This window comes from Herbidospora cretacea (assembly GCF_001570605.1).
GTDB classification, from domain to species: Bacteria; Actinomycetota; Actinomycetes; order Streptosporangiales; family Streptosporangiaceae; genus Herbidospora; species Herbidospora cretacea.
The window spans coordinates 454,490-474,659 of the sequence record NZ_BBXG01000008.1 but is presented as its reverse complement, the minus strand read 5'-3'; the positions used below and the strand labels follow the sequence as shown (position 1 = coordinate 474,659).

16 protein-coding genes and 4 tRNA genes are annotated in these 20,170 nt (G+C 70.8%); 8 read left to right on the top strand and 12 right to left on the bottom strand.

Features of this window, described 5'->3' with window-relative positions; all coding sequences use genetic code 11:
* The first annotated feature begins 116 nt into the window (after positions 1-116).
* Both AW270_RS19040 and AW270_RS19035 read left to right on the top strand, forming a co-directional pair.
* On the top strand, positions 117-1,187 hold the full coding sequence (locus AW270_RS19040; RefSeq protein ID WP_061296101.1) for a ligand-binding sensor domain-containing protein: 1,071 nt from the start codon (positions 117-119) through the stop codon (positions 1,185-1,187).
* A gap of 120 nt (positions 1,188-1,307) precedes the next feature.
* The gene (locus AW270_RS19035) at positions 1,308-2,633 is read left to right on the top strand and encodes a DNRLRE domain-containing protein (RefSeq protein ID WP_061296099.1); all 1,326 of its coding nucleotides are present in this window, start codon (positions 1,308-1,310) and stop codon (positions 2,631-2,633) included.
* Positions 2,634-2,745: 112 nt separating this feature from the next.
* Here the strand turns inward: AW270_RS19035 and AW270_RS19030 are convergent, their stop codons facing one another.
* The 4 genes from AW270_RS19030 to AW270_RS19015 form a co-directional block, all read right to left on the bottom strand.
* Positions 2,746-3,897 carry an alpha-hydroxy-acid oxidizing protein gene (locus AW270_RS19030; RefSeq protein WP_061296096.1) on the bottom strand — a complete coding sequence of 384 codons (1,152 nt, stop codon included), beginning with the start codon at positions 3,895-3,897 and terminating at the stop codon, positions 2,746-2,748.
* On the bottom strand, positions 3,894-4,802 hold the full coding sequence (locus AW270_RS19025) for a ketopantoate reductase family protein (RefSeq protein ID WP_061296093.1): 909 nt from the start codon (positions 4,800-4,802) through the stop codon (positions 3,894-3,896). Before AW270_RS19025 ends, AW270_RS19030 begins: the two co-directional genes overlap by 4 nt.
* Positions 4,799-5,866 (bottom strand): enolase C-terminal domain-like protein, encoded by a 1,068-nt coding sequence (locus tag AW270_RS19020; protein WP_218009267.1) that lies wholly within the window; start codon positions 5,864-5,866, stop codon positions 4,799-4,801. Before AW270_RS19020 ends, AW270_RS19025 begins: the two co-directional genes overlap by 4 nt.
* Before the next feature lie 375 nt (positions 5,867-6,241).
* Entirely contained in the window at positions 6,242-7,468 is a 1,227-nt protein-coding gene (locus AW270_RS19015) for a hypothetical protein (protein ID WP_061296090.1), read from the bottom strand.
* 152 nt (positions 7,469-7,620) lie between these two features.
* Between AW270_RS19015 and AW270_RS19010 the strand changes: the two genes are divergently transcribed.
* Positions 7,621-9,339 (top strand): protein kinase domain-containing protein, encoded by a 1,719-nt coding sequence (locus tag AW270_RS19010; RefSeq protein ID WP_218009266.1) that lies wholly within the window; start codon positions 7,621-7,623, stop codon positions 9,337-9,339.
* A 317-nt stretch (positions 9,340-9,656) separates the two neighbouring features.
* On the opposite strand, the gene AW270_RS19005 is transcribed toward AW270_RS19010, so the two are convergent.
* A complete protein-coding gene (locus AW270_RS19005; protein WP_061296086.1) occupies positions 9,657-10,298 on the bottom strand; it encodes a restriction endonuclease in 642 nt (213 codons plus the stop codon).
* Between the two features lie 333 nt (positions 10,299-10,631).
* Between AW270_RS19005 and AW270_RS19000 the strand changes: the two genes are divergently transcribed.
* The gene (locus AW270_RS19000) at positions 10,632-11,495 is read left to right on the top strand and encodes an LLM class F420-dependent oxidoreductase (protein ID WP_061296083.1); all 864 of its coding nucleotides are present in this window, start codon (positions 10,632-10,634) and stop codon (positions 11,493-11,495) included.
* A 1-nt stretch (position 11,496) separates the two neighbouring features.
* Here AW270_RS19000 and AW270_RS18995 read toward each other — a convergent pair whose 3' ends face one another.
* Complete coding sequence (locus AW270_RS18995; RefSeq protein WP_369408995.1) at positions 11,497-11,934, bottom strand: carboxymuconolactone decarboxylase family protein; 438 nt, start codon at positions 11,932-11,934, stop codon at positions 11,497-11,499.
* A 95-nt stretch (positions 11,935-12,029) separates the two neighbouring features.
* Between AW270_RS18995 and AW270_RS18990 the strand changes: the two genes are divergently transcribed.
* On the top strand, positions 12,030-12,902 hold the full coding sequence (locus AW270_RS18990) for a sigma-70 family RNA polymerase sigma factor (RefSeq protein ID WP_061296078.1): 873 nt from the start codon (positions 12,030-12,032) through the stop codon (positions 12,900-12,902).
* Positions 12,903-13,398: 496 nt separating this feature from the next.
* Here the strand turns inward: AW270_RS18990 and AW270_RS18985 are convergent.
* The 5 genes from AW270_RS18985 to AW270_RS18965 all read right to left on the bottom strand — a co-directional run bounded on the left by AW270_RS18985 (position 13,399) and on the right by AW270_RS18965 (position 15,191).
* Positions 13,399-13,470, bottom strand: a tRNA-Val gene (locus AW270_RS18985).
* A gap of 13 nt (positions 13,471-13,483) precedes the next feature.
* Positions 13,484-13,555, bottom strand: a tRNA-Gly gene (locus AW270_RS18980).
* 73 nt (positions 13,556-13,628) lie between these two features.
* Positions 13,629-13,699: transfer RNA gene (locus tag AW270_RS18975), tRNA-Cys, on the bottom strand.
* Between the two features lies 1 nt (position 13,700).
* Positions 13,701-13,772: transfer RNA gene (locus tag AW270_RS18970), tRNA-Gly, on the bottom strand.
* A gap of 30 nt (positions 13,773-13,802) precedes the next feature.
* A complete protein-coding gene (locus tag AW270_RS18965; protein WP_061296075.1) occupies positions 13,803-15,191 on the bottom strand; it encodes a M14 family zinc carboxypeptidase in 1,389 nt (462 codons plus the stop codon).
* Between the two features lie 67 nt (positions 15,192-15,258).
* Between AW270_RS18965 and AW270_RS18960 the strand changes: the two genes are divergently transcribed.
* The 3 genes from AW270_RS18960 to glmS are packed head-to-tail and all read left to right on the top strand — an operon-like array spanning position 15,259 to position 18,794.
* Complete coding sequence (locus AW270_RS18960; RefSeq protein WP_061296073.1) at positions 15,259-16,647, top strand: amidohydrolase; 1,389 nt, start codon at positions 15,259-15,261, stop codon at positions 16,645-16,647.
* 60 nt (positions 16,648-16,707) lie between these two features.
* The gene (locus AW270_RS18955; RefSeq protein ID WP_245674762.1) at positions 16,708-16,971 is read left to right on the top strand and encodes a hypothetical protein; all 264 of its coding nucleotides are present in this window, start codon (positions 16,708-16,710) and stop codon (positions 16,969-16,971) included.
* 5 nt (positions 16,972-16,976) lie between these two features.
* The gene (glmS, locus tag AW270_RS18950) at positions 16,977-18,794 is read left to right on the top strand and encodes a glutamine--fructose-6-phosphate transaminase (isomerizing) (RefSeq protein WP_061296071.1); all 1,818 of its coding nucleotides are present in this window, start codon (positions 16,977-16,979) and stop codon (positions 18,792-18,794) included.
* Here glmS and AW270_RS18945 read toward each other — a convergent pair.
* Positions 18,781-20,154 (bottom strand): MFS transporter, encoded by a 1,374-nt coding sequence (locus AW270_RS18945; RefSeq protein ID WP_061296069.1) that lies wholly within the window; start codon positions 20,152-20,154, stop codon positions 18,781-18,783. The genes glmS and AW270_RS18945 overlap by 14 nt on opposite strands.
* Positions 20,155-20,170: the final 16 nt, after the last annotated feature.

The window sequence follows — 20,170 nt, the reverse complement described above, 5'->3', positions numbered from 1 at the left end:
TCAGGGAAGGCGTTCCAGCAGGAGTTCACCCGCGTGGAACGCCGTGTCACACGGTGGATCACCCACCAGATTGGTCGTTTGACGCAAAAGATGACGATCCGTCGAAATAATGCAACATGCACTTAGTCGTTCTCGCAGCGGTTCTGGCCGGCAGCGTGGGGGTGGCCCCGGCCGCCGACACGTCCGTCTGGCGGTACGCGCCCCTCAAGCCCCGCGCCGGTCACGATGCCTTCGGCCTGGTGTCGGCCGGTGGCCCGGACAACATCTGGGCCGCCGGATCGCAGCCCGCCGTGCTCGAACGCTTCGACGGCAGGCGGTGGCGGGTGGCGCCCCAGCCGCCGGGCTCCGTCGCCGCCCTGTCCACCGCGTCACGCGGCCACGTGTGGGTGCTCACCGAGTTCGCCGCCTACCGCTGGGACACGAAGGTCTGGCGGTCCATGCGCCCCGGCCGGGCCGACCTCCTGGCCGCCGTCCCCGGCGGCGGGGCGTGGCTGGCGGAGCGCGGGAAACTGATCCGGTACGACGGCAGGCGCTGGCACACCGTGCCCACTCCGGCCAAATTCGAGATCGGCGCCATCCACGCCCGGAGCGCGAAGGATGTCTGGGTCGTCGGCCGCCACAAGTCGGGCAAGCCCGTCTACGACGACATCGAAGGCGGCCTTCCTGCCGTGTACCGCTGGAACGGCCGCGCCCTGACCGCCGTGCCGGTGACCGCGCCGAAGAGCAGCCGCTCGATCCTCCGGCTCGACGACGTGGCCGTCGGCAAGAACGGAGAACTGTGGCTCGCCGGTCGCTCGGTCCTGGACGGCGACCGCCTTCCCGTCCTGCACCGGCGTGGCGGCAAGTGGACGACCTCGGCCCCGCCGCGCACCGCCCCGCCGGAGGAGATCGAGCCCGACGGCGCCGGGGGCGTCTGGTTCGACTACGGCCTCGACCAGCCGCTCTGGCAGAGCCGGGCGGGGAAGTGGACCAGGTTCGCCGCGCCCAAGCCGCCGCCCGGCCGCGCCTTCGGCATGGTCACCCACCCCGGCGGCGGCGTCACGGCCCACATCCCGGGCACGACACTGCTGGTGCGGGCGGGGGCGACTTTCGTCCCGCCGCCCGGCAACAGTTATTCGCCGGAGAGCACCGGTCCCGCCCAGGAATCGACCGACCGAATGGTGATGACCGGCCCTCACCGCAAATAGACGGCGTTTGTCGGTCATTTCGTCTTCGATTCTGCAAAAGTCAATATTTCGATTTAACGGGAGAATTTGTTAGTTTCCTTGCGCGATGCCATTGATCGTCTCCGCATCCCAAGGAGCCTGATGAGGGCGCTCTCCCTGCTGGTCACACTGCTGACGGCGGCCGCACCGGCCGCCGTCCCGTCCCCTGCGGCGGCCGATCCGCCGAGCCTCGTCGTCGTGCGGAACCTCGGTCCGGCCGACGACGTGGGGGTGTCCACCGCCCACGACGCGAACTCGCCCGCGCGGCCCGATCAGTCGAGCCTCTCGGCGGGCAGCCGCCCCGGCAGCGTGAGCCGGGGCTACCTGCGGTTCGACCTTTCCTCGCTGCCCGAGGGCGTCATCCGGTCGGCCACGCTGCGGCTCACCGCCACCGGCTCGCCGGCGTGCGGGCCCGTGGTGGGCGAGGGGATCCAGGTGCGCCGGGTCACCGACGCCTGGTCCGCCGGCTTCCTGCACTGGGGCAACACGCCCGGTTCGACGTCCGACGACGCCCAGGTCGCCACCAAGGGGGTCACGAAGTTCTGCGCCGTCTACCCCGACACGGTGGAGTGGCCGGTGACGGACATCGTCCAGGAATGGGAGTCCGGCACGGACAACCACGGCCTGGTGCTCCAGTCTCCGGACGAGACGACCGACGACGGCTTGTGGCAGTTCAGGACCAGGGAGAGCTCCACCGTCCCCATCCTCTCGATCACCATGGACGCCTACTCGGCCCCCCACACGAGCGGCGCGTACATGCCGGAGAGCCATCAGGAGGGCGACGACATCTGGGTGCGCGGCCCGGCTCCCCGGGTGGCCGCGTACCTGACCGACCCGGCCGGGGGCGCGCTGGCCGCCGAGTTCGAGGTCGGCCACGATCCCGCCGTCCCCGCCCAGGGCAGCGGGCTGATCTGGACCGCCACCACGCCCCCGTCCACCAACCCCAAGCCGTCGCTCCGGATCCCCGAGGGGCTGGTGCAGGACGACTGGCGGATCCGCTGGCGCGCCCGCGCCCACAACACGACGGCGGGCACGGTCTCCGCCTGGTCGCCGTGGAAGTCCGGCACCGTGTCCAGTGCCCTCCCCGAGATCGGCGCGCCCGAACTCACCCCGTCGTCCACGTCGGGAGGGGTGACGGTGGTCCCGAGCCTGACCCCGGAGGTGCGGACCGTCGTGACGCATCCGTTCATCCAGTCGACGTACGTGGTCTTCGAGATCGAGCACCACCCGGACGCGCCGGAGCAGGGCGCCGGCTACATCTGGTCGGGCCTGGACGAGGACTACCCCGCCACGGGCGAAGAGGTGCGGATCGCCGTGCCCGAGGGGGTTCTGCGGGATGGCTGGCGGCTCCGCTGGCGCATCCAGGCCAACGGAGGGCCGTTCGCGTCGCAGACCGCGTGGCAGGAGTTCACCGTCGACGTGGAATAGTGACGGCATTTGTCGGGTCTTTCCAATTCGAGATCGGAAAAGTCAATATTCCGGTTGACGCGATAATGCGTTAGCTTTTCCGGCGGGTGCCCTGCGGGGGCGCACCCGCCGGTCAGGCCGTGCGCCGCAGGGCCTCCGGGGTGAGGTCGGCGAGGGTCGGATAGCCGTCCACGGCCATGATCAGGTCGGCCTCGGCGAGGATCGTCCGGAGCACGTGGACGATCCCGTCGGCGCCTCCCAGCGCGAGCCCGTAGGCGTACGGGCGGCCGATCCCGACGGCGGTGGCCCCGAGCGCGAGAGCCTTGACCACGTCGGCGCCCGAACGGACGCCCGAGTCGAACAGCACCGGCAGCCCGCCGGCCGCCTCGACCACGCCGGGCAGCGCGTCGAGGGCGGGCAGGCCGCCGTTGGCCTGACGGCCGCCGTGGTTGGAGCAGTAGATCCCGTCCACGCCCGCGTCTTTGGCGCGGCGGGCGTCGTCGGGGTGGCAGATGCCCTTCAGGAGGAGCGGCAGCTTCGTGGTCGAGCGGAGCCAGGGGAGGTCGTCCCAGGTCAGCGGGTTGCCGAAGATCTTCGCCCAGCGGGCGACGGTGTCACTCACGTCCTCGCCGGGGACGCGGAAGACCGGGTCGGAGGTGTAGTTGGCCAGGCAGAAGCCGCGGAGCTGCGGGAAGTTGGCGGTGCTCAGGTCGCGGGGGCGCCAGCCGGTGACCCAGGTGTCGAGGGTGACCACGACGCCCCCGAACCCGGCCGCCTCCGCGCGGTGGATCAGGCTCTCGGCCAGGTCGCGGTCGGCGGGGGTGTAGAGCTGGAACAGGCCCGGCGTCCGGCCGAACTCCGCGGCGACCGTCTCCATCGGGTCCACGGAGAACGTCGAGGCGATCATCGGAACGCCCGTGCGGGCCGCCGCCCGGGCGGCGGCCAGGTCGCCGTGGCCGTCCTGGGCGCAGAGGCCGATCACCCCGATCGGGGCCATGAAGAGGGGGGTGGGCAGGCGCATACCGTACAGATCGATGGAGAGGTCGCGCCGCGCGGCCCCGGCCAGCATGCGCGGGACCAGCCCCCAGCGCCGGAACGCCGCGACGTTGGCGCGCTGGGTGTGCTCGTCGCCCGCACCGCCCGCGACATACGACCAGATCGACGGCGGCAGCGCCGGCTCGGCCCTGGCCTCCAGATCGTCGAAGGTCATCGGCAGCCCCGGCCGCAGCCCCCGCAGGCCGCCCGCGTAGATCTCGTTCTGGAAGTCGCCGAACTGGGCGGTCATGCCTGTCGTCCCTGGTAGACGCGGAGGTTGAGGGTGACCAGGTCGAGCAGCGGGACCGGCGTGCCGAGCTGCCGGGCGCGCGCCGCGAGGTCGCCGAAGATCTCCTCGACCTCGACCGTCCGTCCGCCGACCAGGTCGCGGTAGGCCGACGACGTCAGCGGCGACCCGGGCGCGGTGACCGTCTGGCGGGTGCTCTCCAGCGTCTCCTTCGGCACCGGGTGCCCGGCGGCCTCGGCGACGGCCGCGCACTCGTCCAGGACCGCCTCGGCGAAACCGGCCCCGCCGGGGGTGGACGCGACCTCCCCGATCGTCCCCCGCATCAGACAGGTGACCGCCCCGGTCGAGGCGATGAACACCCATTTGGCCCACATGTCGGCGACGATGTCCGCCGACTGACGGGTCTCGAAACCCGCCCCGCCGAGCACCCCGACGAGCTGGTCCGGGGCCGGGCCGCCGCGCGCGCCGTAGGTGAGGCTCTGCACGTCGGCCAGCCGGACGATGTCCCCCTCGTCGTCGACGGTCGTGCTGACCATCGCCACCCCGCCGAGCACCGCCCGCTCACCGAACCGCGCCTCCAGCGCGTCGATGTGCCGCATCCCGTTGAGCGTCGGCAGGATGAGCGTCTCCGGCCCGACCGCCGACGCGAGATCGTCCATGGCGGAGGGGAGCGCGGTGGCCTTCACCGACAGCAGGACCAGGTCGAACGGCGCGGTGATCTCATCCGCCAGGACCGTGGACGGATGCAGCGTCGTCTCCTCGCCCAGTCCGGTGATCCGCAGCCCGCGCCGCTCGATGAGCCGGGCCCGCCGGGGATGGACCAGGAACGTGACGTCCCGCCCCGCCTGGACGAGCCGCCCGCCGAAATATCCGCCGACCGCCCCGGCGCCCACGACCAGGATCCTCATGGTGAAAGCCTTTCGATCGCGTCCTCGTCCCACGTGATGCCCAGCCCCGGCCCTTTCGGGGTGATGTGCCCGTCGACCGGCCGGCAGGGCTCCCGCACGACCGGCCCGGCCAGGTCGAGGTACTCCACCCACCCGGGCGACGGGGTGACGGCCATCGCGTGCGCGCTGGCCTCGACGAACAGATGACTGGAGACCGGGAGCGAGGCCGCGCCGGCCTGCCCGGCGGCGAGCGTCCAGCCGGTGAACCCGCCGATCTTCATGAGGTCGAACATGGCGAAATCGCACGCCCCCGCCGCGATGGCGGCCCGGCACCCCTCGGGGAACCACCAGTTCTCACCGGTCTGGATCATGGCTCCCGTGGTGCGGCGCACATAGGCGTGCCCGGCGAGATCCTCGGCGGGAACGGGCTCCTCGATCCAGTAGAGGTCGAACTCGCGCAGGCTGTCGATGCGGCGGCGCGCCTCCTGCGGGGTGAGGGACTGGTTGTAGTCGACCATCAACGCGACCTCCGGCCCGATGATCTCCCGGACCCGGCTGACGACCTCGACGTCCCGCCGGGCGTCGGGGTACCCCAGCTTGATCTTCACGCCCCGGAACCCGGCGTCGACCGAGTCCTTGAGCTCCTGGCCGGGCTCCGCCATCCCGTAGCTGTCATAGGCCCGCAGCGGGACGGGCTCCCCGCCGAGCAGCGTCGCGACGGGTTTCGCGGTGAGGTGGCCGAGGGCGTCCCAGAGCGCCATCTCGATCCCCGACACGACCATGCCGACCAGCCCCTGCATACCCGGAAGCCGAAACCGATCCTGGAGCTCCCACATCCGGCGGGCCGGGGCGACAGACCTGCCGGTGAGACTCTCCGCGATCCCGTCGGCGACCGAGACGAGGGCGGGCAGGAGCGCCGCGTCGTAAGCGAAGATGTACGACCGCCCGGTGACCCCACCGCTCGTGACCAGGTCGAACAGGACGAGGGGAGCGTCCGCCACCGCCCCGGAAGCGGTGCGCAGCGGCCGCGCCATCGGCACCACCACCGGCCGCGCCCGCACCCGCGCGATCTTCTCGTTTCCCACATTCCCACACCACCACGCGCCCCGCGAAGAGAGCCTCCGGCGGGGTTAAAACTTCCGCGGCCGTACAAAGCCTTCTTCTTCCGTTACGGCTCCGCCCACCCCGGCCCCGACCACCGCCCCCGCTCCGCCCCGCAACCGGCGCCCACCACCCGCGCCCGGACCGCTCCCCGACGACAGAGGAGTGGCCACCCCTCTCAAAAGGATCGGGCGACTACGGATTTGGGTCGTCTTCGCTCAGGTCGACGCGGCCGATCGAGGGCCCGGTCTGGTTTGGCTCCTCAGGACGCTGGCGTGGGCGGTCGTGAGCCCGGTGTCAGGCCCGGTTCCTGTTCAGGCCGTGTGGCCGGTCGAGGAGCCGGGCCTGGTCCGGTGCGGTCAGCGGAGCGGGGCGATGAACGGGCGGTTGTCGCCCGTGAAGCGGACCAGCGGGGCGCCCGAGCGCTCGAAGAAGACCTTGCCCTGCGGGCTGCTGATCTTCAGGCGGTCGAGGTTCCAGTTGTCACCGCCGATGCCGCCGCCGAAGGTCGTCGTCAGCGTCAGCCGGGCGAAATGGGCGGGCGGCGCGGGCCGGGTCAGCGGGATGCGGACCGTCTGGGTGTGCCAGCCGATCCACCGCGCCCCCCGGTTCAGGTTGGGCACCACGACGGCCGGCTGCCCGTCGATCTCGATCGTCGCGTTGACGTTGTCGCTCCCGCCCCGCAGGTCGTCCCCGCCCGTCGTCAGCTCCACGATCAGCTCGTTGACCATGTGGGGAACGGGCGCGGGAGGGTTGGGGAACACCGGCGGGTTCCGGGGCCGGTAACGGGTGTCGACGAAGTAGGTCCGCCACACCTTGTCCGGGTGCTCCAGATACGTGTACGTGTGCGTCGACGGCTGCGGCACCAGGGTGCTGACCCGGCCGGGGAAGTTCGGGTCCAGCACGAAGATCCGCAGGTCGGTCTGGTGCGGCCCGAAGTCCCCGGCGTACCGCCCGAGCTCGTAGCCGACGGCGATGACCTGGTGGTGCGGGCCGAGCAGGTTCCCCGTCGGCTTGAACAGGCCGAGCGGCACCGGCCTCCCGGCGTCGATGCCCTCCCGGAGCTCCTGCAGCCGGCCCCCGTTGAACCCCTGGAGTCCCCAGTTGAAGAACTCGGCGGTGCGCCACCCGAACGGGTTCACCGTCAGCTCGGTCCATTTGTCGAGGTTCGGCGTGATCGACTCGATCTGGCGGTCGTAGAGGTAGCGGTGCAGCACCGACCCGTCCGGCGGCACGGTGTTCTGGGTGGGGATCGGCCGGCCGTGGAAGAAGTGGTCGAGGGCCGCGTACGACCACCCACCGCACAGCCCGCCGAACCGCACCTCGGCGACCGGCTGGGTCTGGAACTGGTTGTCGAACCTGAAACCGTGCCGGGCCGGGTCGAACGGGGTCATCCGGCGGCCGACCTCGGTGGGGGAGACGCACCGGTGGTCGCCGGTGGCGTGCGCCTGCGCCCAGACCTTCCCGTCGGGGCACGGCCCGGCCGCGGCGGCCGGCTGGGGGGTGAGCACGGCCAGGCCCAGCGCGAGCCCGGCGAGTGAGGTGAGTGCGGCCCTGGCGGTGCGGGTCCGCGACGTCGCTGACATCGGTTCCTCCTGGTCAAGTGGCTGGTGAGGCCAGATTCCCGGCCGGGGAGGATGTGCGGGAGAGGCCCGCACAAAGCGCGAACGACCGCCGAACACACGGTCCGGCGGCTAGGCTGCGAGCCCGGTTCTACGTGTGTTCGTGGAGGCTGGGGTTGGCACGCGAGAAGAGAGTGGTCGACGAGGCCGACGGCCCGGTCGCCGCGTTCGCCGCCGAATTACGGCGGCTCAGAGACCAGGCGGGACGTCCCTCCTACCGGGACATGGGCAGGGCCGCCAACGTGGCGTTCTCCAGCCTCTCCCAGGCAGATTCGGGCTACACGCTGCCCACCGCCGAGATGGTCGAGGCCTACGTGCGGGCCTGCGACGGCGACGACGACCTCGTGCGGGACATGGAACGCCGACGCCGCAGAGCCAAGGCCGAAGACCTGGCCCGGCGAGGAGAACCCGTCCGCCCCTTGGCCGCCAGGGGACCCCTGGAAGCAGGCGGCTTCCGGCTGTGGGCCCGTCTCGGCGCGGGCGCGATGGGCCAGGTCTACCTGGGCGAACGCGGCGACGGCGAGGTCGCGGCGGTGAAACTCATCCGCCCGGAACTGGCCGACGACCCGCTGTTCCGCCGCCGCTTCGCCCACGAGATCCGCGCCCTCAAGACCGTCGACAGCCCCTACGTGGCCGCCTTCATAGACGCCGACCCCGACCCCGCCGAGGGCCCGCCCTGGCTCGCGGTCGCCTACGTGCCCGGCCCCTCCCTGCGCGACGCGGGCCCCCTGCCCCCGGCGGTGGTGACCACGATCGCGACCGGCCTTGCCGAGGCGCTGGCCGCCGTCCACACCGCCGGGATCGTCCACCGCGACCTGAAACCGGCCAACGTCCTGCTCACCGAAGACGGCCCCCGCCTGATCGACTTCGGCATCTCCCGCGCCGTCGGCGGCACCCAGCTCACCCTGACCGGCCAGCGCGTCGGCACCCCCGCCTTCATGGCCCCCGAGGAGATCGCCGACGACCGCCACACCGGCCCCGCCGCCGACGTCTTCGCCTTCGGCTCCCTCCTCGTGTACGCCCTCACCGGCCGTCCCCCGTTCGGCGAGGGCCCCACCGACCAGGCCGTCCTCCGCCGCGTCGTGGAACAGCCCCCCGACCTGTCCGGCGTCACCGACCCGAGACTCCGCGACCTGGCCGAACGCTGCCTGGCCAAGAACCCGGCCGACCGCCCCACGGCCGAGGACCTGGTCCGCGCCTGCACGGCGATGACCGGCGGCGTCCCCTTTGGAGCGCTCCACGACGAAACCGTCATCACCCCACCACACGGTGGCCGTCGTCGACGGCGCATGCCGCTGCTGATCCTGATCCCGGTCCTCACGATCTCCGTGCCCGTGTCGATCACGGTGATCCTGCCGCAACTCCAGACCGAGCCCCCCGCAGACGTCCGCACCGCAGACCCGGCCTCACCCCCGCCCGGGCCCATCGACCCGCCTGGTGAGGTGAACGAGGAACGCCAGGTCAAACTGCACGCCACCGAGCCCGGCTTCGCCTCAGTGGAGATCGACTACTGGCGCCAGGAACTCGACAACCCCGCCGGCGCCCCCAACGGCGACCTCTGGATGAAACCCGGCCACCTCCACACCGCCAAGTCAGCCGCCCTGGCGAAAATCGAGCCCCACCCCGACGCGACCCCCACCCGCTGCGCCCAGGTCACCACCTGGAGAAAGAACGTGGCCTTCGCCGACCTACGGCCCGGCGACCAACTCTGCGCCCGCAGCACCGAGGGCCGCTACGCCACGCTCCGCGTCGAGTCCCTCCCTGCCTCACCCCAGGGCGACGGCTACTTCGTCTTCCACGGCCGCGTCTGGAAACACCAGCCGAGCGTCGACTGAGCCGCCGTGAGGCCCCGCGAGTCAGAGAAGGACCCGGCCCTGCGAGGGCGATCGAGGTCCCGTGCGGTACCTAGCCACGGCTCGCGCCGAGCACGAGGAGTCCTGTAGTGGCTCAGTCGGGCGGAGGTGATCCGCATGCCACACACGTTCGTGCCGAGCCGTGGGAGCCACGGTTGGGCTGAGGTCATGGAGGCTGCGCAAGGCATACCCTCACAGGCTCACATCCAGCTGGGGGAGCTGGGTAGGGAGCCAACAGGGCTGAGGTGATCGAGTCCCTGTGCGGTATGCCGTCACAGGCCTGCGCCGAGCGGCCGGGTTCAGGCGACTTCGCCCTCGGCGGGCGGGTGCCTGGGTGGGGCGGGAAGCAGGGTGATGTCGCCCAGTAACCAGTCGGCCAGTTCGTCGCGTTCGAGGATGATCAGCGGCTGCCGGGCCGTCGCGGCCTCGGCCTTGGCCTGCCGGGTCAGCTTTCCCGAGGTGACCAGAATGCCGGTGTGCCCGGAGAAGGCGTTCGCCAGCGCCCCCAGGAAGTTGCGCACCTCCGGCGCGCCGACGGTGCCCCGATACCGCTTGCACTGCACGGCATAACGCCCGTGACCGAACGCGTTGGCGGTGATGTCCACCCCGCCGTCACCCGTGCCGCCGCGCCGGGTGACCTGACGGAACCCGTCGCCGCGCAGCCGTTCGGCGATCAGCCGCTCGAACTCCGGGCCCGAGAGCCGGTCGACCCGCGCCAGCTCGGTGTTCGCGGCCAGGAAGCGCCGCCGGTCGGCCTCGATGGAGCGGTGGCGGAGGACCAGCCCGCCGATGATCGCCACCAGCAGCAGAATCCCCGCGGCGATGGCCCATTCCGGATACGTCCTGGCGAACCACCACACCGTGGCCACCACGACGACCCCGACCACCGCGACCAGCAGCCAGAACTCCTCGCCCCGGCCCTTCTTCTTCCGCCCCGCCACGGAACCCCCTCGGAAAGACGCATGTGAGGGAGAGTGTGAACGACGCCACTGACAGAACCGCCCGCTCGCCGACGCGCCCCAAGACCGGCAACTCCAGGTTCCGCTGAGGCCAGGACGTTCCCGTCCCGGCGGGAGGATCCTCATGGAGGCGCGCACATCACGTCACGCAGGTGGGCTCCCCGGGCACCGAGGATCTACGTCCTCGACGACGCGGCGGGCGAGACCGGCCGAATCTGGGTCGGCTACCTGAGCGAACACCTCGCGAACACCAGAACCAACTGACCCCGAACGGGGAATGACAGTCCAGAGAGCGATCTTCAGGAGGAGCAGCAGATGCGGATCGGCGTAGTCTTCCCGCAGACGGAGATCGGCGCAGACGTGGGCGCGGTGCGCGCCTACGGACAGCGGGTCGAGGAACTCGGCTTCGGCCACGTGCTGGCCTACGACCACGTGCTGGGCGCCGACCCGGCCGTACACGAGAACTGGAACGGCCCCTACAACGTCCACACGACCTTCCACGAGCCGATGGTCCTGTTCGGCTATCTGGCCGCCCTGACCTCGCTGGAGCTGGTGACCGGGATCATCATCCTGCCCCAGCGCCAGACGGCCCTGGTCGCCAAGCAGGCCGCCCAGGTCGACATCCTCACCAACGGGAGGTTCCGCCTGGGAGTGGGCCTGGGCTGGAACCACGTCGAGTACGAGGCCCTGGGCGAGGACTTCACCACCAGAGGCCGCCGCATCGACGAGCAGGTCCCCCTCCTCCGCCGCCTCTGGACCGAACCCTCCCTCACCTTCACGGGAGAGTTCGACCGGGTGACCGGCGCGGGCCTGGCCCCGCTCCCGGTGCAGCGCCCGATCCCGGTCTGGTTCGGCGCCCAGTCGCCCCCCGCCTACCGCCGCGCGGGCCGCCTGGCCGACGGCTGGTTCCCGCAGATGCCCCCCGGCCCCAAACTGACCGAGGCGAAGGCCGCCGTGGACGAGGCCGCGACCGCGGCGGGCCGCGACCCCGCCACCCTGGGCATGGAGGGCCGCCTGTCCTGGCAGGGCGACCCCGAGGCGCTGGCCGTCCTGGCCGAAGAGTGGCGGAACCACGGCGCGACCCACATCTCGATCAACACGATGAACGCCGGCCTCCGCACCGTGGACGACCACCTCGCCGCCCTGGAGACCGCCGCCACCGCCCTGGGAGTGGGCTAGCTCACCAGGCCTTCCCGGCCTGCTCCCGGAGAGTACGGTTGATCCGGTTGAAGAAGTTGGTCAGCGCGATCTCCAGATTGAGCGCCGCCAGCTGCTTCTCGTCGAAGTGAGCGGCCACCGCGTCCCAGATCTCGTCGGTCACCCCCGGCGCGCCGTCCTGGATGCGGGTGGCCGCCTCGGCCAGCGCGAGCGCCGCCCGCTCCGCCTCGGTGAAGAACGGCGTCTCCCGCCACGCGACCAGGTTGTGCAGCCGCTCATCGGTCTCCCCGTGCTTCTTGGCGGTGGCCACCCCAGCGAAGACACACGGGCTGCACCCGTTGATCTGACTGACCCGCACATGCACTAGCCCGAGCAGCCGCGGATCGACCCCGCCGGAGTGAACAGCCTTGTAGAGATGCCGTACGGCCGTCGTCACATCGGCGTCCGCCCGGCTCTTCATCCGTGCTTCCATCGTTTCTGCCCCTTCATCGGTTACCTGTGCCCGTCTAGGCACGTCATGACCGATGACGGAGCAGCACCGAGGAAGGTAACACCATGTCCGGCCCCACCCCGAAAATCCCGGTGGACGAGGCGTTCGAAGCCCAGCGCCCCCGCCTGCACGCCGTAGCCCACCGCATGCTCGGTTCCCACGCCGACGCGGAAGACGTCGTCCAGGAGGCCTGGCTAAGGCTCTCCCGCCAGGACACCGGCACCATCCACAACCTCGCCGCCTGGCTGACCACAGTGGTCGGCCGAATCAGCCTCGACCTCCTGAGATCCCGCCAGACCCACCGGGAAGACCAGCTGCCCGACCTAGTCGTGACGGCGGACAACGGTCCCGCCCCGGAGGAGAACGCCGCCATAGCGGACTCGGTGGGCCTGGCCCTCCTGGTGGTCCTGGAGTCCCTGACCCCGAGCGAGCGCCTGGCCTTCGTCCTCCACGACTTGTTCGGGGTCCCCTTCGACGAGATCGCCCACATCCTCGGCAAATCCACCGACGCCACCAAAATGCTGGCCAGCCGAGCCAGAAGAAAAGTACGCACCCCCGACCACCCGCCGACCGCAGGACGAGAACAGCGCCAGCTAGTCCAGGCTTTCTTGACAGCCGCCCGAGAGGGCGATTTCGAGGCCCTGCTCCGAGTCCTCCACCCAGAGGTGAAACTGACCGTGGACACCCCCGAGAGCAAGGTGGTCATCCTCGGCGCCACTCAGGTAGCCGCAGGCGCAACCTCCAGAGCCACCACCGGCAAGGCAACCCAAGGACAGTCCGTCCGAGTCAACGGCCTCCCCGGCTTCCTGACCCGGCGAGAAAACGGCACCCCCCTGTCCCTCATGGCATTCACCGTGACCGAGAACCGAATCACAGAGATCAAAATAGTGACCGACGAAAAGAAACTGGCCTCGATAAACCTCCCAGATCCCGCGTGACCCCCCAGTCGCGACCCCCACAGCACCGCAAGGCAGCAGATCGAACGCGAGCCACAGCCCTCGCAAGCAATCGCCAGTCCGCCCAGGCGCTTTCCCCACATGCATCGAGCCCGGGCCATAAGGGAGCAATGTGCCCAGTCCGCTCAAGCGCGGCATGTGGGAAAGCCGCCGATAGTGACTTAAGCAGCCGCCTGAGAATTGGCTCCCGAGTTGGCTCCCCGGCCAGCTGAGACCCACAAACTCAATCCGAGCGAAGCGAGATCCGCCCGAGCGAAGCGAGGCCTGTGCGGGGAGCGCGAGGGGCGGGGCCCTTCGCAAGGAGCGAAGCGACCCGGAGCGAAAGCGACGAAGGGGCCGCGACAGCGGACCAGGGGGAGCGCGAGGGGGCGTCAGCCCTCTCGTATCGGGGGGTTCGGGGGGTCGTCCCCCCGTGTAAAAACGAAGAAGACCCGCGGAGCGACAAAAGTCGCGACCGCAGGTCGCCCGTCTTCGAGAGTGGACGATACAGGGATTGAACCTGTGACCTCTTCCGTGTCAGGGAAGCGCTCTCCCGCTGAGCTAATCGTCCAAGCAAACTTCCGAGCGGAAGACGGGATTCGAACCCGCGACCCTCACCTTGGCAAGGTGATGCTCTACCCCTGAGCCACTTCCGCGTGGCCGCTTCGGCTTAACCTCCGCGACACGTTCTTACTCTAGCGGACTTCACGAGATCTCGTGACGACCTAGAGGTGGAGACGGGATTTGAACCCGTGTACGCGGCTTTGCAGGCCGCTGCCTCGCCTCTCGGCCACTCCACCGAGCGGAAGACGGGATTCGAACCCGCGACCCTCACCTTGGCAAGGTGATGCTCTACCCCTGAGCCACTTCCGCGTGATCTTCCGAGCCCCGCAGGACCCGGCCTCACGAAGAAGACTTTAGCGTGTTTCCCGGGTGCTCGTGCGCACCAAGCGCGTGCCGCGCCCCGGCGAGGATCGCGCCGTACTGGATGGCCACCAGGTGAGCGATGGGTATCGTCTCGTCGGACATCTCGTTTTCTGCGTCTATGCACCATTTTTCGTAGGTCTCCGACAGGGCGCGGCAGCCGCGGCGGATGGCGGGGGTGCCGTTCCCGATGGCCATCTCCCCTTCGAGGGCGCGCAGCAGCATGCCGCCGAACCGCAGCCGGTAGCTGTGCACGAGGTCGCGGCACGACGACACCTCGGCGGCGGTCGCGCAGCGGGACGCCGAGGGGGCGGTCGAGCGGTTCTCGTCGGTGGCGGCGATGCTGGCCAGCATCGGGATGAAGAAGCGCGAGGCGCGGATGAAGGGGGAGGAGCTGACCAGGTCGGCGGTGACGCCGGTGAGGGTCTCCTCCAGGATCTGGGCGGTCTCGCGCAGGTGGGCGGCCTGGGCGCGGATCAGTTCCCCGTACGGGATCGAGGTCTCCGAGGTGTCCCCGGCGGCCGGGTCGACCCAGTAGGGGAGTTCGGCGGTCAGGCAGAGGGTGCCCCAGCGGGCGGCGTAGGTGTCGGAGGCGGCGCCGGTGATGACCTCGGTGGGGTCCTGGCCGAGCGCCTCGACGTAGTCGTAGGTCTCCTCCATGCGCGGGGTGAGGAAGATCGCGGGGGCGAGCTGGCCGATCGCGGGGTGCTCGGGTTCGCCGACGTGCAGGGGGAGGCCGAAGAGCTCGGGGAGTTCGGCCAGGACGGTCTGGAGTTCGGGTTCGGGGCGGGACAGGTAGTAGAAGACGCCGCCCAGCTCCCCGTTGTGGAGGGTGGTCAGGAAGGCCGGGCGGGTGCGGTCGATCAGGCGCATCAGGGCCAGCGTCTCCGGCAGGACGCGGTCGAAATAGGAGCGCTTGTAGGTGAAGGGGAAGGTCCATTCGACCTGTTCGTCCCCGGCGGGGCGGTAGAAGTGCCGGCCGTAGTGGGCTTTGGTGTACGGCCCGGCGAACCACCCCTCGTTGAGCCGGGTGCCGTCGGGGTCGAGGCAGCCGACGATGTGCCAGCGGGCGCCGTTGCGGACCGCGGGGTCCTCGCACAGGCGGGTGGCCAGGTGCATGACCGTCAGGCCGCCGATGGGCTCGTTGGGGTGGGGGCCCGCGGCGACGACGATGTCGCGGTCGCCGTCGCCGACGGTCAGGCACAGGAGGGGATCGCCGAGGCGGGAGGTGCCGATGCGGTCGATCGAGGCCAGGCCGCGGTAGGTGGCGGCGACGCGGGTCAGGTACTCGTTGACCTCGTCGACGGTGGCGAACCGGTCGTAGTCGGGGACGGTGCCGAGTTCACGCGTCAGGTCTGGAGCAAGCATCCCTTAAGCATGCACACGGACCATACCCCCTATAAAGACACAAAGACTGACAAATAAGGTTTAGGGCATGTCTCTCCTGTTCAGGAATGCCCAGGTTGGGGTCGGTGGGCCGCTCACCGCGTTCGCCGTCTCGGCCGGGCGGGTCGTCAGCCCCGGCGACATCACCCCCGACGAGATCGTCGACCTCCAGGGCGCGACCGTGCTCCCCGGTCTCGTGGACGCCCACGTGCACTCCGTGCAGTGGGCCCAGAACCGCCGCCGCGCCGACCTGTCCGCCGCGACCTCCGCCGCGCACGCCGTCTCCCTCATCCTGTCTTCCGTACGACCTGGGGAGCCCACCCTCGGATTCGGTTTCAGGGACGCCTTCTGGGCCGACGAGATGCACAAGGACCTGCTGCCTCAGGAACACCCGATCGTGCTGGTCAGCAACGACCTGCACACCGCGTGGTTCAGCCAGGCGGCCCTGTCGCTGATCGGGCGGGGCGACCACCCGACCGGGGTCCTGCTCGAAGGCGACTGCTTCCGGGGCCTGGCCGCGCTGCCGCCGCCCCCGGCCGAGCAGCTGGACGCGTGGGTGACCGAGGCCATGACGGCCGCGGCGGCGCGCGGCGTGACGGGGATCATCGACTTCGAGTACGCCGACAACGTCAGCGACTGGCAGCGCCGCCCGACCGATGTGCGGGTGGCCTGCTCGATCCCCCGCGACCGCCTGGACGAGGCGATCGCGCGCGGGCTGCGTACCGGACAGGAGATCACCGACCTCCTGCGGGTCGGGCCGGTGAAGATGTTCGTGGACGGGTCTCTCAACACCCGGACCGCCTACTGCGCCGACCCCTATCCCGGCACGACCTCCCGAGGGCTCCTGGAGCTCCCTCCGGAGGAGCTGGCCGGGACGATGGCGCTGGCGAGCCGGAACGGGATCCACCCCGCCGTGCACGCCATCGGCGACGACGCCGTCACCATCGCCCTCGACGCCTTCCACGACCTCGGCTGCCGGGGGCGGATCGAGCACGCCCAGCTCGTCTCCCGCGAGGACTTCCCCCGGTTCGCCCTGCCGGGGCTCGTCGCCGGGGTGCAGCCCGCCCACCAGCCCGACGACCGCGAGGTCGCCGACGTCCACTGGTCGGGGCGGACCGACCGGGCCTACGCCTTCGCCGACCTGCTGGCCGCCGGGGGGACCATCGAGATCGGGTCCGACGCGCCGGTGTCGCCGCTCGACCCGTGGGACGGGATCGCCTCGGCCGTCACCCGGACCGACGACGACCGGCCGGCCTGGCATCCGGAGCAGGCCATCCCGCTGGAGACCGCCCTCGCGGCGGCGGCCGGAGGCCGCGCGAGCCTGGAGATCGGCGCGGAGGCCGACCTGGTGATCGTGGGTGACCTGGCGGATCTGCGGAACCCGGAGATCCTCGGAACGGTGCTCGCCGGGAGGTGGACGTACAGAAACGGGGTTTGATGCCCGATTCCGGGCAGGATTCTTGGTATTCCCGGTTTCTCCTCCGTAAGGTCCATCTCTGTGCCGTACGACGACCTCATCGCCCACCTCATGCGGACGACCTCGCTCGGCCCGGGTGAGGCGGCGAGGGTGGTCGCCGACGTGCTCAGCTACTTCGGCGAGACAACGGAGACCTACGTGAGGCGTAGGCATGCCGAAATGCGGGCACGCGGGCTCGGCAACGACGAGATCTTCCGTCGGGTGGCCATGGAGCTGCCCGCGCGCCGGGTCGCGGCACCGGAGCTGTCACAGCGCCAGCTCCGCCGGATCATCTACGGAGGGTGAACTCTATGTGCGGAATCGTGGCCTACGTCGGGCCGAAGGACGCCGCGCCCATTCTGCTGGAGGGGCTCCAGAGGCTCGAATACCGCGGCTACGACTCCGCGGGCGTCGCCGTCGTCGCGTCGAAGGCGCTGAAGACGCGCAAGGTCAAGGGCCGCGTGGCCGACCTGGCGGCCGTGATGCCGGCCCGGTTCAAGGGCACGACCGGCATCGGGCACACCCGGTGGGCCACCCACGGCGTGCCGAGCGATGTCAACGCCCACCCCCACCTGTCGTCCGACGAGCGCATCGCGGTGGTCCACAACGGCATCATCGAGAACGCCGACGCGCTGCGGCAGCGTCTGGAGGGCGAGGGCGTCAAGTTCCTCAGCGAGACCGACACCGAGGTCCTCGCCCACCTGGTCAGCCGCGCCGTCGAGGAGACCGACTCCCTTGAGGACGCCGTGCGGCGGGCCCTGAAAAGCGTCGTCGGCACGTACGGCATCGCCGTCGTCGACGCGCAGCGCCCCGGCGAGGTCGTGGTGGCCCGGCTGGGCAGCCCGATCGTGCTGGGCATCGGCGAGAAGGAGATGTTCGCCGCCTCCGACGTGGCCGCGCTGGTCCGTTACACCCGCCAGGTCGTCCACCTGGAGGACGGCGAGCTGGCCGTGCTGAAGGCCGACGGCTTCCACACCTTCGGCGGCGACGCGCGCGAGACCGCGAAGGAGCCGCTGACCGTCGACTGGGAGACCGCCAACTACGACACCGGCGGCTACGAGCACTACCTGCTCAAGGAGATCTCCGAGCAGCCCGACACGATCGCCCGTACCCTGCGCGGCCGTCTGGACGACCGCTTCCACGTCGCCCACCTGGGCGGCCTCAACATGGACGCCCGCGAGACGCGCTCGTTCAAGCGGGTCAAGATCATCGGCTGCGGCTCGGCCTACTACTCGGGCCAGATCGGCGCCCAGCTCATCGAGGAGCTCGCCCGCATCCCCGCCGACGCCGAACCGGCCTCGGAGTTCCGCTACCGCAGCCCCGTCGTCGAGGCCGACACCCTGTACGTCGCCATCAGCCAGTCGGGCGAGACCTACGACACCCTGGCCGCCGTGCAGGAGCTCAAGCGCAAGGGCGGCCGCGTCCTCGGCATCGTCAACACGGTCGGCTCGGCCATCGCCCGCGAGTGCGACGGCGGCGTCTACCTCCACGCCGGCCCCGAGGTCTCCGTCGCCTCCACCAAGGCCTTCACCTCCACGGCGGCGGCCTTCGCCCTGCTGGCCCTGCACCTGGGCCGCGTCCGCGACCTTTCACCCGCCGACGGCCGCCGCATCTGCGAGGGCCTGCGCGCGCTCCCCGACCAGATCAAGGAGATCCTGACCCAGGAGGAGCACATCCGCTCCCTCGCCCACAAGTACGCCGCCTCGCCCGGCATGATGTTCATCGGCCGGGTGCGCGGCTACCCGGTGGCCCGCGAGGGCGCGCAGAAGCTCAAAGAGGTCTCCTACGTCCACGCGGAGGCCTACCCCGCGAGCGAGCTCAAGCACGGCCCCCTGGCCCTGATCGGCCCGGAGATGCCGACGGTCGCGATCGTGCCCGACGACGAGATGCTCGACAAGAACCTCACCACCCTGGGCGAGATCCGCGCCCGCAGCGGCCGCATCCTCATGGTCGGCCACCGCGAGACCGACCAGGCCGACGACTGCATCGTCGTTCCGAAGAACCAGAACGAGCTCGACCCGATCCTCCTGTCGATCCCGCTGCAGCTCTTCGCCTACCACGCGGCGGTGGCGCTGGGCCGCGACGTCGACAAGCCCCGCAACCTCGCCAAGAGCGTCACCGTGGAGTGACCACGGGCCGTCCGTTCTCCGGTTCCGGCGCCGCCTGCCGGGGCCGGAGGACGGTCACGATCAGCAGGGACAGCAGGGCGAAGCCCGCCGCCGTCAGGAACGTCGCGGACAGGCCCGCCGACGCGTGGACGGTCACCAGGATCGCCAGGCCCAGCGAGCCGCCGATCTGCTGCATGGCCTGGAGCAGGCCCGACGCCGCTCCCGCGTCCTCGGCCGGGACGCCGTTGATGATGCGCATGCTCATCACGACCAGAGCCGCCGCCGCGCCCACGCCCAGGATGACCAGCGGCGCGAACACGCCCGGGAAGTACGCCGTCGCCGGGTCGACGCGGGACAACCACACCAGGCCGGCCGGGATCAGCAGCATGCCCGCGACCGACGCGCGCTGCGGGCTGACCACGCGCAGGATGCGGCCCGCGAGTTGCGACAGCGTCAGGATGGTCAGGGCCAGGGGGAGGAAGGCGAGGCCCGCCTGGAGGGGCGAGTAGCCGAGGCCCGACTGCACGAACTGGGTGAGGAAGAAGAACGTGCCCATCATCGCGGCCGGGAGCAGCAGCATCGAGGCGTAACCGGCCACGCGGGAGCGTTCGCCGAGCAGTCGCAGCGGCATGACCGGCTGGGCCGCGCGCCGTTCGACCCGGACGAAGAGCGCGAGCAGCAGCACCCCGCCGAGCAGGGACGCGAGGGCCCATCCGTCGTCCCAGCCGCGGTCGGAGGCGCGGACCAGGCCGTACACGAGGCCGGTGGAGCCGGTCGTGGCGGTCACGGCGCCGGCCAGGTCGAAGCGGCCGGGCACGCGCGGGGTCTCGCGGACGACCACGGGGGCCAGGGCCAGGATCGCCAGGCCGATCGGGACGTTCACGAACATCACCCAGCGCCAGGACACCAGGTCGGTCAGCGCTCCGCCCGCGAGCAGCCCGATCGCGGCCCCCGCCGCGCCGACCGAGGTGAACACGGCGATGGCCCGGTTGCGCAGTGGCCCCTCGGGGAAGTTGCCGGTGATCAGCGCCAGGCCGGCCGGTCCCGCCAGGGCGCCGCCGACGCCCTGGAGCACCCGGGAGGCGATCATGGCCTCGGGGCCGGGGGCGAAGCCGCCCAGGAGCGAGGCCAGGGTGAAGACCAGGACTCCCGCCATCAGGGCGCGGCGGCGGCCGAGGATGTCGCCGGCCCGGCCGCCGAGCAGGAGAAGGCCGCCGAAGGCCAGCATGTACGCGTTCATCACCCACGACAGCCCTCCGGGGCTGAAGCCGAGTTCCTCCTGGATGCCGGGAAGGGCGACGGTCACGATCGTGCCGTCGAGGATCAGCATGAGCTGGGCGAGGGCGATGACGAGCAGCGTGACGCGCTGGCGAGGGTTCATGGGGAGGCCCTTCAGG

Bases quoted from the DNA above. Each gene is read 5' to 3' on its own strand.
- AW270_RS19040 (WP_061296101.1), top strand. From the start codon at position 117: ATGCACTTAGTCGTTCTCGCAGCGGTTCTGGCCGGCAGCGTGGGGGTG.
- AW270_RS19035 (WP_061296099.1), top strand. From the start codon at position 1,308: ATGAGGGCGCTCTCCCTGCTGGTCACACTGCTGACGGCGGCCGCACCG.
- AW270_RS19030 (WP_061296096.1), bottom strand. From the start codon at position 3,897: ATGACCGCCCAGTTCGGCGACTTCCAGAACGAGATCTACGCGGGCGGC.
- AW270_RS19025 (WP_061296093.1), bottom strand. From the start codon at position 4,802: ATGAGGATCCTGGTCGTGGGCGCCGGGGCGGTCGGCGGATATTTCGGC.
- AW270_RS19015 (WP_061296090.1), bottom strand. From the start codon at position 7,468: ATGTCAGCGACGTCGCGGACCCGCACCGCCAGGGCCGCACTCACCTCA.
- AW270_RS19000 (WP_061296083.1), top strand. From the start codon at position 10,632: ATGCGGATCGGCGTAGTCTTCCCGCAGACGGAGATCGGCGCAGACGTG.
- AW270_RS18995 (WP_369408995.1), bottom strand. From the start codon at position 11,934: ATGAAGAGCCGGGCGGACGCCGATGTGACGACGGCCGTACGGCATCTC.
- AW270_RS18990 (WP_061296078.1), top strand. From the start codon at position 12,030: ATGTCCGGCCCCACCCCGAAAATCCCGGTGGACGAGGCGTTCGAAGCC.
- AW270_RS18965 (WP_061296075.1), bottom strand. From the start codon at position 15,191: ATGCTTGCTCCAGACCTGACGCGTGAACTCGGCACCGTCCCCGACTAC.
- AW270_RS18960 (WP_061296073.1), top strand. From the start codon at position 15,259: ATGTCTCTCCTGTTCAGGAATGCCCAGGTTGGGGTCGGTGGGCCGCTC.
- glmS (WP_061296071.1), top strand. From the start codon at position 16,977: ATGTGCGGAATCGTGGCCTACGTCGGGCCGAAGGACGCCGCGCCCATT.
- AW270_RS18945 (WP_061296069.1), bottom strand. From the start codon at position 20,154: ATGAACCCTCGCCAGCGCGTCACGCTGCTCGTCATCGCCCTCGCCCAG.